We start from the raw sequence: 14556 nt of genomic DNA on the forward strand, positions 1-14556 counted from the left end.
AGGCGCGCAGGATACAGGAAAAGCAGCTTTTCGGCGACCTCGGTGTGAGATCCTTTCGGGCATCCAACTAGCGCTGCTGCTAGCCAAATGGGCGCCAGCACCTTAGCAGCCGGGGGCAGGGAAGTGAACGACTGTTTATCGCTAAGCTTGTTCCATCTGGTTATGATGGCGCCCTTACCACATGAGCCCGTTTACTTTTATGTCTGCGTCTGTTGATGATTTATTTATCCTGCCCGCGTGCAATGAAGACTTGCAGATTCTTGTGCGCGACAAAGACTTTCTGCTGGTCAATAAACCTACCCGTCTGCTCAGCGTGCCGGGGCGACACCCGCAAAACCGCGATTCAGTAATCAGCCGCCTGCAAGCGGATTACCCCGGTGCGACCATTGTTCACCGGCTGGATTTCGATACCTCCGGTGTAATGGTGGTACCGCTTACCAAGGCCGCCTTGTCCCATATCAGCAAACAATTTCAGGCGCGCAGTGTAAGCAAACATTACACCGCTGTTGTTGCAGGCCTTATTGCGCAAGACGAGGGGCTAATCGATTTACCCATCGCTGCGGGCGAAGGCCCCAAGTACAAAATTTGCCTGCAAACCGGCAAACCTTCGGTCACCGAATACACCGTGCTGTCACGCGATACCCAAGCCGGCACCACACGTGTATGGCTGCACCCCATTACCGGCCGCTCTCACCAATTGCGCTTGCACCTGCAAGCCATAGGCCACCCGATTCTTGGCTGCGAGTTTTATGGTGGTGAGCACGCCAATGCTGCCGAACGTTTGTTGCTCCACGCCACCGACTTGGGTTTTGTCCATCCATCAACCGGTGAGGTGGTATTTGTTGAGGTTGCGCCCGGGTTTTAAACATGGTTGAAGGTACGCGAGTGTTTTGCGCTAAAAGTTAAACAGACAATTTCATTTTTTATCAATGAATGTAAAACCCCGTTAAGTCTGAGTGGGAAATAATTAAAATGTTTGACAACGTTGTCTGTGGTCGATGACATTAGCCCGGTAAATCAACCACAAAGGATAACGATATGGGTCATCAACAGATTTTCTTCACCAGTATTCTCTCTGCTTCCATCGCATTAATCGGGTGCGATACAAAAACCGGCGCGCCTTTGCAGCAAACATCTGCAGCTTCAGAAGTTGCTTCGCAAGTTCAATCGTCTGTTGCTGAAAAAACTTCGGCGGCAGTTTTTTTTGACGATTTTAATTATCAATCGATGGAAGCTTTTAATCGCAATGGCTGGCGTGTGCGAACGGAAACCGGGCATCCAGGTATTAAGAATGCGACCTGGTCGGCCGAGGGAATCAGTTTTCATCAAGATATTCCCGCTACTCATGCCGGTGCAGTGCGCATGAGTTCTGTCACCGCGGGGCAGGGGGAAAATACTCGCCATACCCAGTTCTGTCATGCACGCAAATATCGCGAAGGCACCTACGCGGCGCGCGTATTTTTTCGCGATGAGCCTAGCTTCGGGCCGGACGGTGATGAAGTTATTCAAACTTTCTACACCATCAGCCCCTTGAAGGCGCCCATGGACAAGAATTACAGCGAGGCGGATTTTGAGTATCTGCCCAACGGCGGTTGGGGCGCCAACGAAAAGCCGGCGATGTGGACAACCAGTTGGGATACTTTCCAGTTAGAGCCATGGACGAAGGTCAATGAAAACACGCGTGTGGAGGGTAGTTACGCGGGTTGGCGCACACTGATGCTCACCATTACTGACAATAAACTGACTTACTATGTGGATGGCAAAGTGTTTTCCGTACACAGCAGCGCGGTGTACCCGGAAGATTTTATGTCGATTAATTTTAATCTCTGGTTTATGCCCAAGGGCGCTGACGGCTCTATTGGCCCGGTGGAATCGCCAGAGTTACGCGAATACCAGCAGGACATCGACTGGGTATTTTTTCAGGAAGGTGTAGCTTTGAATCCAGAGGAACTTGCCGCGCAAGTTGTGCATTTACAAACCACCGGAATCGATTATGTCGATGATGTGCAAGAGCAAAATCCACTTTTGCCATCCCCCTGTGGTTTATAAGCAAAATTTATTGCTGTGCTCAAAATGCAAAAGGCCGCGCAACAATCTGCGCGGCCTTTTTGAGGTTGAACATTAATTTAGTGTTTTGCCGCTTCTGCCGCACCGATACCAGTTTGTGAGCGAACAAATTGTGCATCAAATGCACTCTGCTCAATGGCGGCGTTGGCGGATTTATCGGTGATGGAGAAAAACCAAATGCCGATAAAGGCGATGCTTACTGAGAAAATGGCCGGGTATTTGTAGGGGAAAATCGCCTGCTCAAAGCCGAAGGCATCCACCCAAACGGTTGGGCCTAATAACACCAAGACTACCGCCGTAAATAAACCCAAACCGCCACCGATCACCGCGCCGCGCGTAGTGAGTTTGCGCCAGTACATGCTGAGCAACAAAATCGGGAAGTTCGCACTGGCTGCCACACAAAACGCGAGGCCCACCATAAAGGCGACGTTTTGTTTTTCAAATACTATGCCGAGCAATACTGCAATTACCCCCAAACACACAGTGGCGATGCGCGATGCGCGAATTTCTTTTTTCTCGTCGCGTTGGCCTTTTAATATCAGGGTGGCGTAAAGGTCATGGGAAATGGCGCTGGAACCAGCGAGAGTCAGGCCCGATACCACCGCCAAAATAGTGGCGAATGCAACGGCTGAAATAAAGCCCAAGAGTACATCTCCGCCCAAGGCTTGCGATAAATGAATAGCTGCCATATTGGCGCCACCAATTAATGCACCATCGGTAAAATAGGCCGGGTTTTTCAGCAGCAAAATAATTGCACCAAAACCAATAATAAAGGTGAGTATGTAGAAGTAGCCGATAAACCCGGTGGCGTAAAACACTGAGCGGCGCGCTTGCACGGCGTCCTTCACCGTGAAGAAACGCATCAAAATATGCGGTAAACCAGCGGTGCCAAACATGAGTGCAATGCCGAGGGAAATGGCGGAAATAGGGTCGCTGACTAAAGTGCCGGGCGCCATAATGGCGTTGGCTTTAGTGTGAACTTTGACGGCTTCGGCAAATAAATTTTCAAAACTAAAACCGAATTGCAGCATCACTAAAAATGCCATGAGCGATGCCCCGGACAGTAATAGCACTGCTTTAATCAGTTGCACCCAGGTAGTGGCGATCATACCGCCGAAGGTAACGTACAACGTCATTAGTACACCGACAATAATTACCGCGACTTCGTAGGGCAGGCCAAATAACAATTCAATTAATTTGCCGGCGCCGACCATTTGCGCAATCAAATAAAAAACCACGGTAACCAGTGAGCCGCTGGCGGCAAGAATACGAATGGGTTTTTGTTGCAAACGAAATGAAGCTACATCGGCAAAAGTATATTTGCCCAGGTTGCGCAGGGGTTCCGCGATGAGCACCAAAACAATCGGCCAGCCCACCAAAAAACCAATCGCATAAATCAAACCGTCAAAGCCCGAGGTGTAAACCAAACCGGCTATGCCGAGAAAAGACGCGGCAGACATGTAATCGCCCGCAATTGCCAAACCGTTTTGAAAGCCGCTAATGCCGCCACCGGCAGCGTAGAAATCACTCGCGGTTTTGGTGCGGCCGGCGGCCCAATAGGTTATGCCCAATGTTACACACACAAAGGCCAAAAACATCGCCACGGCAGTGACGTTAATACCGCTGGCATTGGTACTGGTTGCTTGCGCCCACGCGCAGGTAGCCATGGCAGAAATAATAAGAGCAAGAGGTACAGCGAATAGTGGTTGATGCAGTTTCATGATTGCGCCCCCGCTTTTTGCACTATGGCGCGAGTCAGCGGTTCCAAAACGCGATTGGCGTAATAGACATAAATCCCGGTGATCAGCATACAAAACAGGATGACGCCCAAGCCCAGCAGCATACCAACGGAGGTGACGCCATCGCCTATAGGTTCGCCCAGCGCGGTAGGGTTAAAGGCAATGGTAAGGATAAGAGCGAAGTAGGCGATGATGGTCGCGACAGATAAAGGCCACATAATTTTTTTGCGTGCGCGGGTCAGGGCCGCGTACTCCGGCAACTGCCGGATGGAGTCGGTATGCATGAGTTGAATCCCTGTTTCTTGTTGGTTATTAGCGAGCGATGTTGAAAGTAAAACGCATTAATAATTGTTGTAATAACTTGCGCCTATATCATTGTGGTGCATAGGCGTGACAGGATTCTAACAGTCATTCTGACCATTCAGAAATACTTGGTGGGGTTTAATTACCAAACTTGATGGAGTTCCTGGGTTGGTTAAATCCAACCCTTTTGGCGGGCGATACGTGCTGCATCTACACGGTTGGCTGCATGCAATTTAGCAATCGCTTCGGACAAATAATTGCGCACAGTACCTTCCGACAGGCAGAGCACTGTGGCTATCTCAGCGGTAGTTTTGCCCTCTGCTGCCAGACGCAAAGCGCGGCGCTCTTTGTCGTTGAGCGGATCGGCTTCGCCCAGGGCCATCATTGCCAATTCACCGTCAATAACTCGTTTGCCATCCATCACTTTATAAATGGATTCGATAAGCTGCTCGGAAGGGGCATCTTTCAGCAAAAAGCCGGCAACACCCATATCAATCGCGCGGCGAATATAACCGGCGCGACCAAAGGTGGTGATGATGATCGTTTTGGTGGGGAGTTTTTGATTCAGTACCCACTGTGCCAACTCCAGACCTGAACGGCCGGGCATCTCAATATCTGTGAGTAAAATATCGTAGCTATTTTGCTTCATTAGCAGCCAGGCGCGATCACCATCCTCCGCCTGGGTAACATCAAATCCCGGCTCCATTCCCAGCAGTGCGGCCAAAGCGCCGCGCACCATGGATTGATCTTCTGCCAACAAAATTTTCATTGAAAAGGTTTCCCCCTGGGTTGTCGAATTAGTGGTGCAATTCGTGGCGTGGCAGTGAAATGACAAATTCACAACCTTTGCTGATGGACGATTGCAACTCGCCCGCCAATGCCTGAATACGTTCCTGAATGCCCTGTAAACCATTGCCGGGCGTGAGTGCGCTGACTTTACCGTTATCGCGCATGCTCACCAGAATCTTGTCGCAACTGTGGCGAAATTCGATCTGGCAGTGATTGCCATTGCTGTGGCGTAGCACGTTAGTGGTCAGTTCGGTAAGTGCGAGAATCACTGCCGTTTCTGCGCGTGCACTCAGCTGCGGTATCTCGCCTAATAGCTCTACCACAAAACCGTTTTGGCGCAATTTTTCGCAGAGTTCCATCACCTCGCCCGATAGACCCCGGTGTTTGTAGCCGGATACCGTCTGCCGCACCAAACTCAGGGTGTTGCGCGCGATGTGGTGTAACTCGGAGACATGTTCGCGAGCAATTTCCTGTTTGTCCTGGGCCAGGAGTTTTTCTGCTAACTCCGCTTTGAGCGCGATACTGGAGAGGGTGTGCCCCAAAATGTCGTGCAGGTCGCGGGCGATACGTTCGCGCTCGGCAATGATTGCCAATTGTTCGATTTCCTCATGGCTCTTTTGCTGGCTGATACGGGCTTCCAGGCGCACCCGCTCCACATAGCCGATGATGCTGATGGTAATTAACCCCGATATGGCAGGCAGTGCAAAGAAGGGAATCGGGTAATTAAAGGTGTAGTGCAGGCCCACAATCACCAGCAGATGCAATACCAGTAGGTTCAACCAGATACGAGTGCGGTAGGAGAATCCAATCAGAAAACCCACGTAGGAAAAAAAGGTGCTGGCACCGGGTGTGTAGGCTGAAGTGGCAATAGAAAGCAGGCTGAGTGCGAGTATCGCTTTCCATACGCGGTTGGCACTCAGGGTAATTGCCCAGAGATAAAGGCCCACGAACAGACAATAAACACCGACCAGCACTGGCAGCTGAAAGCCGGAAAACGGCAGATAGTAGAGCGGGACAAAGTAATAAAGGCTAAAAAACAGCCACACCCAGGATTTGGCCGAGTAGATGGAGCTGCTGCAATCATCCGCGGATTTATGTAAAGCGTGAGTGGATTTGTACATGAATAAGCTGCCTTCCGGATGGAGAGATAAAGCTTAAAGCGTCACCTCCCAAAAGTCTTACGCCAGTTTGCGTATCACCTGCATTTTACGCCAGCCGTGAAAGTCACCGAAGCTTTGTGACAATTGTCAGTGACGCTATTTAATGGTGCTTGTTTGCGGCGAGTAATAACGGACGCTTTACAGGAAATTGCTAATGTATTATTTTGATATCGTTTTGATATCAAAATTATTGAGCATCCATTCATTAAGGAGTTTGTCATGGTTCAAGAAGTGGAAGGGCGCAGCAGTTCGGGTTATTCACTGCTGGTGATTTTATTGGTGCTGCAGTTGGCAACTGTAGCGGGCGTGGTTTATCTGGCTCCGCTGTTGAAACTAGCCTTGGGTACAGCGGCGCTGTTGGTGTTTATCGGTTGGTTTGGTTTTTATATGGTGCACCCTAACCAGGGCAAGGTATTGCAGTTGTTCGGCCAGTACGCCGGTACTGACCGTGCTACCGGGCTGCGCTGGGCGAACCCCTTTTACAGCAAGAAGTCGGTCAGCCTGCGGGTGCGCAACTTTGAATCCGGGCGTTTAAAAGTAAATGACGCCAACGGTAATCCCATTGAAATTGCGGCAGTGATTGTCTGGCGAGTAGTGGATACTGCCGAAGCAGTGTTTGAAGTAGATGACTATGAAAATTATGTAACCATTCAAAGTGAGGCCGCGTTGCGCAATTTGGCAACCACTTACCCCTACGAGCACGATCAGGAAGATTCGCGTTTATCCCTGCGTAGCGATGCCAACTCCATCGCCCTGAAACTAAAAAGTGAAGTGCAGGATCGTTTGCAAAAAGCGGGAGTAGAGGTGATGGAAGCGCGCTTGAGCCACCTGGCATACTCGCCGGAAATTGCCCAAGCCATGCTCCAGCGGCAGCAGGCGAGTGCAGTATTGGCAGCGCGTAAAATTATTGTGCAAGGTGCTGTGGGTATGGTTGCAGATGCGCTTGAGCAGTTAAAAGCACAGGGTGTTGTTGAATTGGATGGCGAGCGCAAGGCATCCATGGTGAGCAATTTATTGGTAGTGCTTTGCGGCGATCAGCAAGCCAAGCCGGTCATTAATACTGGAACCATCTATTCCTAAGCGACCTTAACAAAGCAGGCATTCACCGTGAGCAAAAAATCTTTTCCGCTGCGAATCAACGAACAGGTGATCGCTGCCATGCAGCGCTGGGCGGATGATGATTTGCGCAGCCTGAACGCACAAATTGAATTTGTATTGCGCGATGCCTTGGTAAAAAGTGGGCGGGTAAAACTTATCCAGAAAGTGGTGACAGATTTGGAGCCACTTCAACCGGATGATCAACAAGAGGATTAATTGAAATGCGTTGGGAATACAAAACAATCAAATACAAAAAGCGCAGTTTTTTTTCAGGCTCATTGGATATCGATGAATTAAATCAGGAGCTGAATGCCTTGGGGCGGGAAGGGTGGGAACTGGTGAGTATTTGCCCTGCTATTTTTATGGGTGCTCCCCAAGGGCTTGTTGCTGTTTTAAAACGATCCCACTAAGGCGATAAATTTCCACAGCACAACAAAAAAGCAGCCGAGGCTGCTTTTTTGTTGGTTGCGATTTCTAGTCAACCCTATTCAAAATATTCCGGATGTTCCTGGGGGATAACCTCCAGAATGTTGTAAACGTCTTTTAAGTGAACGCTCATCGCCGCCGCTGCTTTTTCTGCTGAACCAGATTTAATGGCTTTGATAATACCGGCATGCTGACTCAGAATGCGCTTGTATTGCCCGCTTACGTGTAAGCTCAAACTACGCACTCTATCCATGTGCGCCTTCTCGGCTTCTATAAGCGATGCTACACGTGCGTAGTGGGTAAAACCGGCCAGAGTTTGGTGAAAGTTATCGTCCAGATTTTGGAAGGCGAGCGCGTCATCATCGGCTGCGGCAATTTTTTGGTCAGCAATAATTTTGTCGCAGGCAGCAACTACCTCCAGTCTTGTCGCCTCATCCGTATTTATCGCCAAGTGGCCTACTACTGCAACTTCCAGCGCTTCGCGGATAAAACGCGCTTCCAGGATTTTATCCATGCTGAACTTGGAAACATAAGTACCGCGTTGCGGCAACACTTCCACAAACCCAATGTTGGATAACTGGATCAGCGCTTCGCGTACCGGTGTCCGGCTCACGCCAAACTGCTGCGCCAGTGCAGTTTCGGAAATCATTTGGCCGGGCAGCAACTCCATTCCAATAATCGCATCGCGAATAAAACCAAAGATCTGACTGGCAGCAGGGCGATCATACGAAAGCTCTTTGGCATCGGTGCGCATGCTGATTACAGGCTGTTTAGCCACGGTATTCTCCTCAAATAAATTGAAGGCCGAAGTGTACGTTAAGGATGAAATTTTATGCAAATATGAAATGAAAACGGTATCATAAAGTCAAAATGACAAAAAGGTTGACCGACTAGTATGCAAGGGTTAGGATAGCACCAATGTTCAATGTTTTCTCGTCGGGAGATATTGAACAGGGGTTGTGTTTGACCTTTTCTGGCAGATGCAAGCTGCGTCTGCCAGTTTTTTCACAACCGATTGAGCTTTATTGTTCCGAATTTTTGACCTCTCTCCTTAGCGGTAGCCTAAACAAGCTGCTGCTTTTTTTATGCCTAAAATTTAGGCATAAAAAAGGGCAGAAAAATCTGCCCTTATCGTTTATTGCCAAGAATATATTTGACTGGATTTTACCCTGCCAACTGCAGGCGGCATTCATTGAACCGTGCAAACAAGGGTGCGTAGTCTGTTGTAGCAACGGCAGATAATAAAATCCATTCGCTCATCAATGGCTCAAAGTGAGTATCGCGCTGGCCAAAACCTTGCTGCATTTGCTGGACTTGATATTCCATGCGCGTTTGTTTATCGCTAGCAGGGCTCTCTTTGCCCGCTAATATCTCAGCGCGAATGGTGAGGGTGCGCAAAGCTTGTGTATTAGCGGTTTGCTCTGCGGCGCCAACTGACTCGGCTTTTGCCAAACGTTGTTGAACCAGACTCAGGCAGCCACTTGGCCAGCGTTGGGTATTGGCGATCAAGGTTTCCAATGCTGATTTTTGCTTGGCTAATTCTGTAGCAGGTTTTTGCGCTATGACGGCCAACTCATATTCACGCAGCGCATCCAGTGCGGTGAACAAATCCTGCCAACTTTGCTGTTCAGCCTGAGCGCGAGCACTATCGCGTTTGGTAGCAATGGCCGTCATAGCGGCAGAAAATTTTTGCTGCAGGGATTTTATGGCTTCCTTGGGGAGTTCCAGTGCAGAAAAATCGGCCTGGATTGCTTCTATGTCTATCTTGGCAGCTTTGATTTCCTCGGCTGAGCGAGCGGCAATAGTGTGAAGTTGTGCAATCAGCTCCTCTGCTTTTTGTGCAATGGCATCGCGCGCTGCTTTGGCGTTTTCAAATGCCTGGCTGCGGCGGGCAAAAATAGCGTCACAGTGTTTACGGAATTCTTGCCAGAGTTGTTGATCCTCTTTGTGCCAGCTTTTGCCGATGGTTTTCCATTCTGCCTGCAGCTGTTTGGCAGTCTCTGCAGCGTTGCGCAGTTCGGTGCTCTCAAGCGCATCGCTAGCGGCTAATAATGATTCTGCCTGTTCGATGAGTTGTTGCTTGGCCGCTTTATTGTTTTCGTATTCCTGGGTGATTTTGCTAAATAGCTGCTCCATCAGGGATTCAAATTCTTTTTGCAAATCATTACCTGCTTTGCGTGGCACCGGCCAATAGGTTTGCCATTCACTACGCGCGGTTTTCAGTGTTTGCTCTACATCTTTCCAAACAGCATTAGTGAAATCATAGCCTGATAGATATTGATTAAGTTGGCTTACTAATCCGCGGCGTTTATTTAAGTTGGCTTCACGCGCAGCGCTTTGGGCTTCAAAAAATTCCTTGCAGGGTGCGTAGGCGACAGCAGAAGCTTGCTGGAATTGTTGCCACAAATCGTCGTCTTGTTGTTGCGCGCCTTTGCTGACTTCTTTCCAGCTGTCTTGTAATTCATGAATTTTGGTGGCGCGCGCTTCGGGGTTGAGATCGCTTGCTGCCAGTGCTTGCATTTGACTGATAAGCGCTTCTTTTTTCGGCGTTACTGCAAATTCATGCCAGTCACCCAGCTTGGCGAGTTGAGCTTCAAAGTCTTCCAGTTTAGCCTGAATGCCTTTGGGGATTTCCTGTGCTGCAGTTGTCAGCTCTGCGCGTTTCTCTTCCAATTCTTTTTGAATCGCGCGCGCTTTGCGCACAAAACCCTGTTCTGCAGCCCAAAGCCCTTTGCGTGCCAATTCACCAAATTCACGCAAGCTATTTTTTACTGCTTGTTCTGCCTGTTTGCGCTCTGCCCAAATGGCATCCAGTTTGGCTTTGGCTTCCTGTAATGCTTCTGGCAACTCTTCACCCAAATCGCGCGCAGTTTTAGCAAACTGTTGCAGTTTATGTTGCGCCGCTTTCAGTGTTTCGCTGTCTTCTGCTTGTTGCAACATCCCGGCAATCTGTTGAGCTGTGCCGGAGGTTTTGATTTGGTCGATTAAGTTCAGTGTTTGCTGTTTGCGTTGTTCAAATTCTTTGGTGAGCTTTTCCAGTGGCAGCTGGCGATTCGCCGCAAGGCGAACTGCATTACCCAGTTCCTGGATTTTGACTTCGTAGTTGGCGTTTACTAATTCATCAATATGAGTTGCGCGATAAATGTCCTGCGCCATGGCTTTTAAATTTTGCAGCGCTTCTTGTGCAAGTTGCAGTGCTTGCGCGTCAAGCGCGATTTTTTCTTCTTCGTCAGCAATCGCTTGCGCGCGTGCAGCCATTTTGTTTTCGCAGGCGGATAATGCGCTTTGGTAGCGGGTTTGGATAGCTGCTGAAACCTGCCCCAAGGATTGCCACTCATTTTCCAGTGCTGTCAATTTTGCTTTAAATAAAGCATCAGCCTCCTGATGGACATGGCGTTCCAGTTTTTCACAAATACGCGCTGCGCTTAATTCCAGCTCGGCGAGTTTGGCGTCTTCTGCTTTGAACAGGTCAAGTTTGCCTTTAACGATTTTAAAAACATTTTTATCTTTGCTTTTGGCGGTTTTTGCCAGTTGTTCAAGTAATTCACGGCTATGGATTTTTTCGGCTGCAGCCTGGCGCAACGGGCTGGTGGCACCTTCACTGGCTAGTTTTAATAGCTCCAGCTCGTCATGGGTTTGTTCAACAATATCCACACTAATAACGGGCTTGGGTGGTTTTACCTCGGCGACCACAATAGGAGCTGCCTTGATGGGTTCTACTTTATTTTTTGCACCAAATAGTTTGCGTAATAATTTCATAGTCGTGATTTCGTCAGTCAGTGAGTAGGCAGGTTATGTTGCAGCGGCTCAAGGCCGCTGCGTTGGGTTTTATTGCGCAACAATCAAATCAATTGCTGCAACAAAACTTGAACCGGATGCGGCAACTTAACATTGTCGATCCGTTTGGCTTGGCTGCGGCATGAATAACCTGTCGCAGTCAGTTTTCCAGCATTAGCCGGGTTGTTCACTATTTGCGCCCAAGAGAGCGAGTAGATTTTTTTGGATGTTTCCAGATTGTCGGTTTCATGGCCGTAAGTGCCGGCCATGCCGCAGCAACCTGTTTCGATGATTTTTAATTGTTGGCCCAGCTGCGAAAATACGGTCTGCCAATCTTTCACTGAACTCACTGCATTGGTTTTTTCAGTGCAGTGAGCCAGTAAAGAATAATCAGCTGCTTTGAATTGGCTGTGACTATTTGTCAATACATCGGATTGTTTTGCCAGCCACTCCTGCAGCAGTTGTACTTTGGGTGCGTTATCGCCCAGTACCTTTTTGTATTCTGCGCGGTAGGCGAGCGTCATTGCTGGTTCAATGCCCACTAATGGAATACCCGAGGAGGCAATGCCATTTAGCTGGGTTGCGTTGGCATCGGCAGCTTTGGCGAATGCCTTTAAAAATCCGTGTACTTGCAGCGGTTTGCCGTTGGGTTTAAACGGTGCCAAAAGCGGTACAAACCCAAGTTTTTTCAACAGGGTTAACGTGTCTATCACCAGTGGTGTTTCAAAGTAACTAGTGAAGGCATCCTGTACCAATATTACTGCTCTGGTTTTTTCGCTAGCACTAAGTTGGGCAATATTTTCCAGCGTAGCGTAGTTAACGCCCAATTTTTCCGCTGCTTTGTGCAGGCTAATGCCAGTGAGCAGAGGGCTGTCTACCATGCCAATAAAGCGAGCCATAAACTTTTGCATGAATTTAGGCTTCATAACAAGGTTGTAAGCCCAAGGCATTTTGGCCAGGGTAGGTACCATGTATTCCAAGCCACCAATAAAATAATCTTTTAATGGACGCAGGTAGCGGCTGTAATAGAGCTCTAAAAATTTTGCCCGAAACTCAGGCACATCCACTTTGATGGGGCATTGCCCCACGCAGGATTTACAAGCAAGGCAGCCCACCATTGACTCATGCACTTCGTGGGAGAAATCGTAATCGCCCTTGCGTTTGCCCCAGGTATTCATTGCACGGCTTGTCAAGTTGAATAAAAAACTTGCGCGTTTTAATTTTTTACTTTCTTCCACGGCGTTGACGCCGCGCTCGCTCATCTGCTTGAGCCATTCGCGCATTAGTGATGCACGCCCCTTGGGCGAGTGCTTGCGTTCACGTGTGCCTTTCCAGCTGGGGCACATGGCATCGTTTGGGTTCCAGCTGTAACACAATCCGTTGCCGTTGCAGTGCATACCTTCGCTATAACCCTCCCAGACTTGCACAGGAATTTTGCGGTCGTGTTGGCCGCGTGTTGTTACACCATCAATTTTTAATAATTCGATGCCCGCCGCCGGCGTGGCTATTTTCCCCGGGTTTAGTTGGTTGCGCGGGTCAAATACGGCTTTGATACGTTGGATCTGCGGATATAACTCGCCAAAAAATGCCGGTGCATATTCCGAGCGCACGCCTTTGCCATGTTCGCCCCAGAGCAAGCCGTTGTATTTTTGTGTGAGTGCAACGACTTTATCGGTAATGAGGCGCACCATTTTTTCCTGTGCGGGATCTTTCATATCCAGTGCCGGGCGCACGTGCAGCACTCCGGCATCCACATGTCCAAACATGCCATAAGTGAGTTTGTGTTCATCCAGCACAGCGCGGAATTCTGCAATGAAATCGGCGAGGTTTTCCGGTGGTACGGCGGTATCTTCAACAAAGGGGACTGGGCGGATTTCACCCTCTACATTGCCCAATAATCCCACGGCTTTTTTGCGCATGCCCCAAATTTTATTTACGGCATCGCTGCCCCAGGCGATGGAATAACTAATGCGACCAGTATTTGGATCCTGTGCGGCTTGATCCAATAAGTCCGTCAGTTTTTTTACGTCGGCTTTTAATTCTTCATCTGAATTTGCGGTGTATTCAACGAGGTTTATGCCCTGAATCTTTTCCCCAGTCTCGGGGGCAGGAAAAAAATCCGCCACGCTGTGCCAGACAATATCGTTCATCGCCAAATTCAGCACTTTTGAATCAACAGTTTCAATTGATGTTGGCTCTGCTGTCATCAGCTGTGTTGCATCGCGCAGGGCGGCATTGAAGTCGCGGTAGTTCACATTGATCAGCGCGCTACATTTGGGAATTGGTAATAAATTAATTTTGGCTTCAGTGATAAAACCCAGCGTACCTTCACTGCCGCACAAAATATTATTGAGATTAAAACGGCCTTGTTCATCGCGTATATGTGCGAGGTCATAACCCGTCAGGCAGCGGTTCAGTTTGGGGAATTTTTGTTCGATCAGCGTGTGATGTTCACGTTGAATAGCATCAACCACACGATGGATATCGCCCACGCGATCATCGCGTTTCCACAAGTCTTCCAGTTCTTTTTCATCGATAGCTGCCGAGGTCCACAGGCTGCCATCGAGCAATACGGTAGTTAGTTCCAGCACATGATCGCGGGTTTTGCCGTAGCGACAGGAGCCCTGGCCTGAGGCATCGGTATTAATCATGCCGCCAATAGTGGCGCGGTTGCTGGTAGAGAGTTCCGGCGCGAAGAACAGCCCATAGGGTTTGATGGCTGCATTTAATTGATCTTTCACTACACCGCACTGCACCCGCACCCAACGCTCTTCGGCGTTGATCTCCAGAATCTGGTTCATGTATTTGGAGGTGTCTACCACCAAACCATCGGTGAGTGATTGGCCGTTGGTGCCGGTGCCGCCACCGCGCGGGCTGAGCACTATGTGTTGGAACTGCGGCTCCTGACTGAGCTTTGCGATGCGCACTAAGTCGGCAGTGTCGCGCGGGTAGAGCACACCTTGCGGCAATACCTGATAGATAGAGTTGTCAGTCGCCAACACCGTGCGGTTGGCATAGTCAGGGTTCAGGTCACCGCTAAAACCCCGCCCGCGCAGGGCATCAATAAAGCTGAGGTACAGGGTTTGAACGGGCGATGTTTGCGCTATGCGTGGAATCATAGGGATAGTCAATCAGCAGCTAATCTTGGGGCGGCATTCTACTCCCTTGCCTGAGTAAAGTCCTCGCCATCGGGCAGG

Annotated in this window: 12 protein-coding genes; 5 read left to right on the forward strand and 7 right to left on the reverse strand. The window is 49.3% G+C overall.

From position 1 onward, the window contains the following. Nucleotides 1-181 precede the first annotated feature (181 nt). Nucleotides 182-865, forward strand: coding sequence for an RluA family pseudouridine synthase (locus ACFODX_RS06235; protein WP_378117179.1), 684 nt, complete (start codon nt 182-184; stop codon nt 863-865). Nucleotides 866-1038: 173 nt separating this feature from the next. Further along, nucleotides 1039-2049: a glycoside hydrolase family 16 protein gene (locus ACFODX_RS06240; RefSeq protein ID WP_378117181.1), complete on the forward strand. Its 1011-nt coding sequence runs from the start codon at nt 1039-1041 to the stop codon at nt 2047-2049. A gap of 77 nt (nt 2050-2126) precedes the next feature. Here ACFODX_RS06240 and ACFODX_RS06245 read toward each other — a convergent pair whose 3' ends face one another. The 4 genes from ACFODX_RS06245 to ACFODX_RS06260 form a co-directional block, all read right to left on the reverse strand. Further along, nucleotides 2127-3788: a cation acetate symporter gene (locus ACFODX_RS06245; RefSeq protein WP_378117182.1), complete on the reverse strand. Its 1662-nt coding sequence runs from the start codon at nt 3786-3788 to the stop codon at nt 2127-2129. Beyond that, nucleotides 3785-4090 (reverse strand): DUF485 domain-containing protein, encoded by a 306-nt coding sequence (locus tag ACFODX_RS06250; protein WP_378117185.1) that lies wholly within the window; start codon nt 4088-4090, stop codon nt 3785-3787. Before ACFODX_RS06250 ends, ACFODX_RS06245 begins: the two co-directional genes overlap by 4 nt. 191 nt (nt 4091-4281) lie before the next feature. Continuing rightward, a complete protein-coding gene (locus tag ACFODX_RS06255; RefSeq protein WP_324259628.1) occupies nt 4282-4878 on the reverse strand; it encodes a response regulator transcription factor in 597 nt (198 codons plus the stop codon). 28 nt (nt 4879-4906) lie between these two features. Further along, nucleotides 4907-6019, reverse strand: a complete 1113-nt coding sequence (locus ACFODX_RS06260) for a sensor histidine kinase (RefSeq protein WP_378117187.1) — start codon at nt 6017-6019, stop codon at nt 4907-4909. A gap of 258 nt (nt 6020-6277) precedes the next feature. Between ACFODX_RS06260 and ACFODX_RS06265 the strand changes: the two genes are divergently transcribed. Genes ACFODX_RS06265 through ACFODX_RS06275 form a run of 3 tightly spaced genes read left to right on the forward strand, consistent with a single transcriptional unit; the run spans nt 6278 to nt 7566 of the window. Further along, a complete protein-coding gene (locus ACFODX_RS06265) occupies nt 6278-7138 on the forward strand; it encodes an SPFH domain-containing protein (protein WP_378117189.1) in 861 nt (286 codons plus the stop codon). 27 nt (nt 7139-7165) lie between these two features. Next, nucleotides 7166-7372, forward strand: a complete 207-nt coding sequence (locus ACFODX_RS06270; protein ID WP_378117191.1) for a hypothetical protein — start codon at nt 7166-7168, stop codon at nt 7370-7372. Nucleotides 7373-7377: 5 nt separating this feature from the next. After that, nucleotides 7378-7566: a DUF4177 domain-containing protein gene (locus ACFODX_RS06275; RefSeq protein WP_378117193.1), complete on the forward strand. Its 189-nt coding sequence runs from the start codon at nt 7378-7380 to the stop codon at nt 7564-7566. A gap of 74 nt (nt 7567-7640) precedes the next feature. Here the strand turns inward: ACFODX_RS06275 and ACFODX_RS06280 are convergent, their stop codons facing one another. The 3 genes from ACFODX_RS06280 to ydiJ all read right to left on the reverse strand — a co-directional run bounded on the left by ACFODX_RS06280 (nt 7641) and on the right by ydiJ (nt 14478). After that, nucleotides 7641-8360: a GntR family transcriptional regulator gene (locus ACFODX_RS06280; protein WP_378117195.1), complete on the reverse strand. Its 720-nt coding sequence runs from the start codon at nt 8358-8360 to the stop codon at nt 7641-7643. Between the two features lie 386 nt (nt 8361-8746). Beyond that, nucleotides 8747-11341, reverse strand: a complete 2595-nt coding sequence (locus ACFODX_RS06285; protein ID WP_378117197.1) for a DUF349 domain-containing protein — start codon at nt 11339-11341, stop codon at nt 8747-8749. Nucleotides 11342-11424: 83 nt separating this feature from the next. Beyond that, entirely contained in the window at nt 11425-14478 is a 3054-nt protein-coding gene (ydiJ, locus tag ACFODX_RS06290; protein WP_378117199.1) for a D-2-hydroxyglutarate dehydrogenase YdiJ, read from the reverse strand. Nucleotides 14479-14556 lie beyond the last annotated feature (78 nt).

This window comes from Cellvibrio fontiphilus, from assembly GCF_042646205.1.
Classification (GTDB): domain Bacteria; phylum Pseudomonadota; class Gammaproteobacteria; order Pseudomonadales; family Cellvibrionaceae; genus Cellvibrio; species Cellvibrio fontiphilus_A.

Bases quoted from the DNA above. Each gene is read 5' to 3' on its own strand.
- ACFODX_RS06235 (WP_378117179.1), top strand. From the start codon at position 182: ATGAGCCCGTTTACTTTTATGTCTGCGTCTGTTGATGATTTATTTATC.
- ACFODX_RS06240 (WP_378117181.1), top strand. From the start codon at position 1,039: ATGGGTCATCAACAGATTTTCTTCACCAGTATTCTCTCTGCTTCCATC.
- ACFODX_RS06245 (WP_378117182.1), bottom strand. From the start codon at position 3,788: ATGAAACTGCATCAACCACTATTCGCTGTACCTCTTGCTCTTATTATT.
- ACFODX_RS06250 (WP_378117185.1), bottom strand. From the start codon at position 4,090: ATGCATACCGACTCCATCCGGCAGTTGCCGGAGTACGCGGCCCTGACC.
- ACFODX_RS06255 (WP_324259628.1), bottom strand. From the start codon at position 4,878: ATGAAAATTTTGTTGGCAGAAGATCAATCCATGGTGCGCGGCGCTTTG.
- ACFODX_RS06260 (WP_378117187.1), bottom strand. From the start codon at position 6,019: ATGTACAAATCCACTCACGCTTTACATAAATCCGCGGATGATTGCAGC.
- ACFODX_RS06265 (WP_378117189.1), top strand. From the start codon at position 6,278: ATGGTTCAAGAAGTGGAAGGGCGCAGCAGTTCGGGTTATTCACTGCTG.
- ACFODX_RS06275 (WP_378117193.1), top strand. From the start codon at position 7,378: ATGCGTTGGGAATACAAAACAATCAAATACAAAAAGCGCAGTTTTTTT.
- ACFODX_RS06285 (WP_378117197.1), bottom strand. From the start codon at position 11,341: ATGAAATTATTACGCAAACTATTTGGTGCAAAAAATAAAGTAGAACCC.
- ydiJ (WP_378117199.1), bottom strand. From the start codon at position 14,478: ATGATTCCACGCATAGCGCAAACATCGCCCGTTCAAACCCTGTACCTC.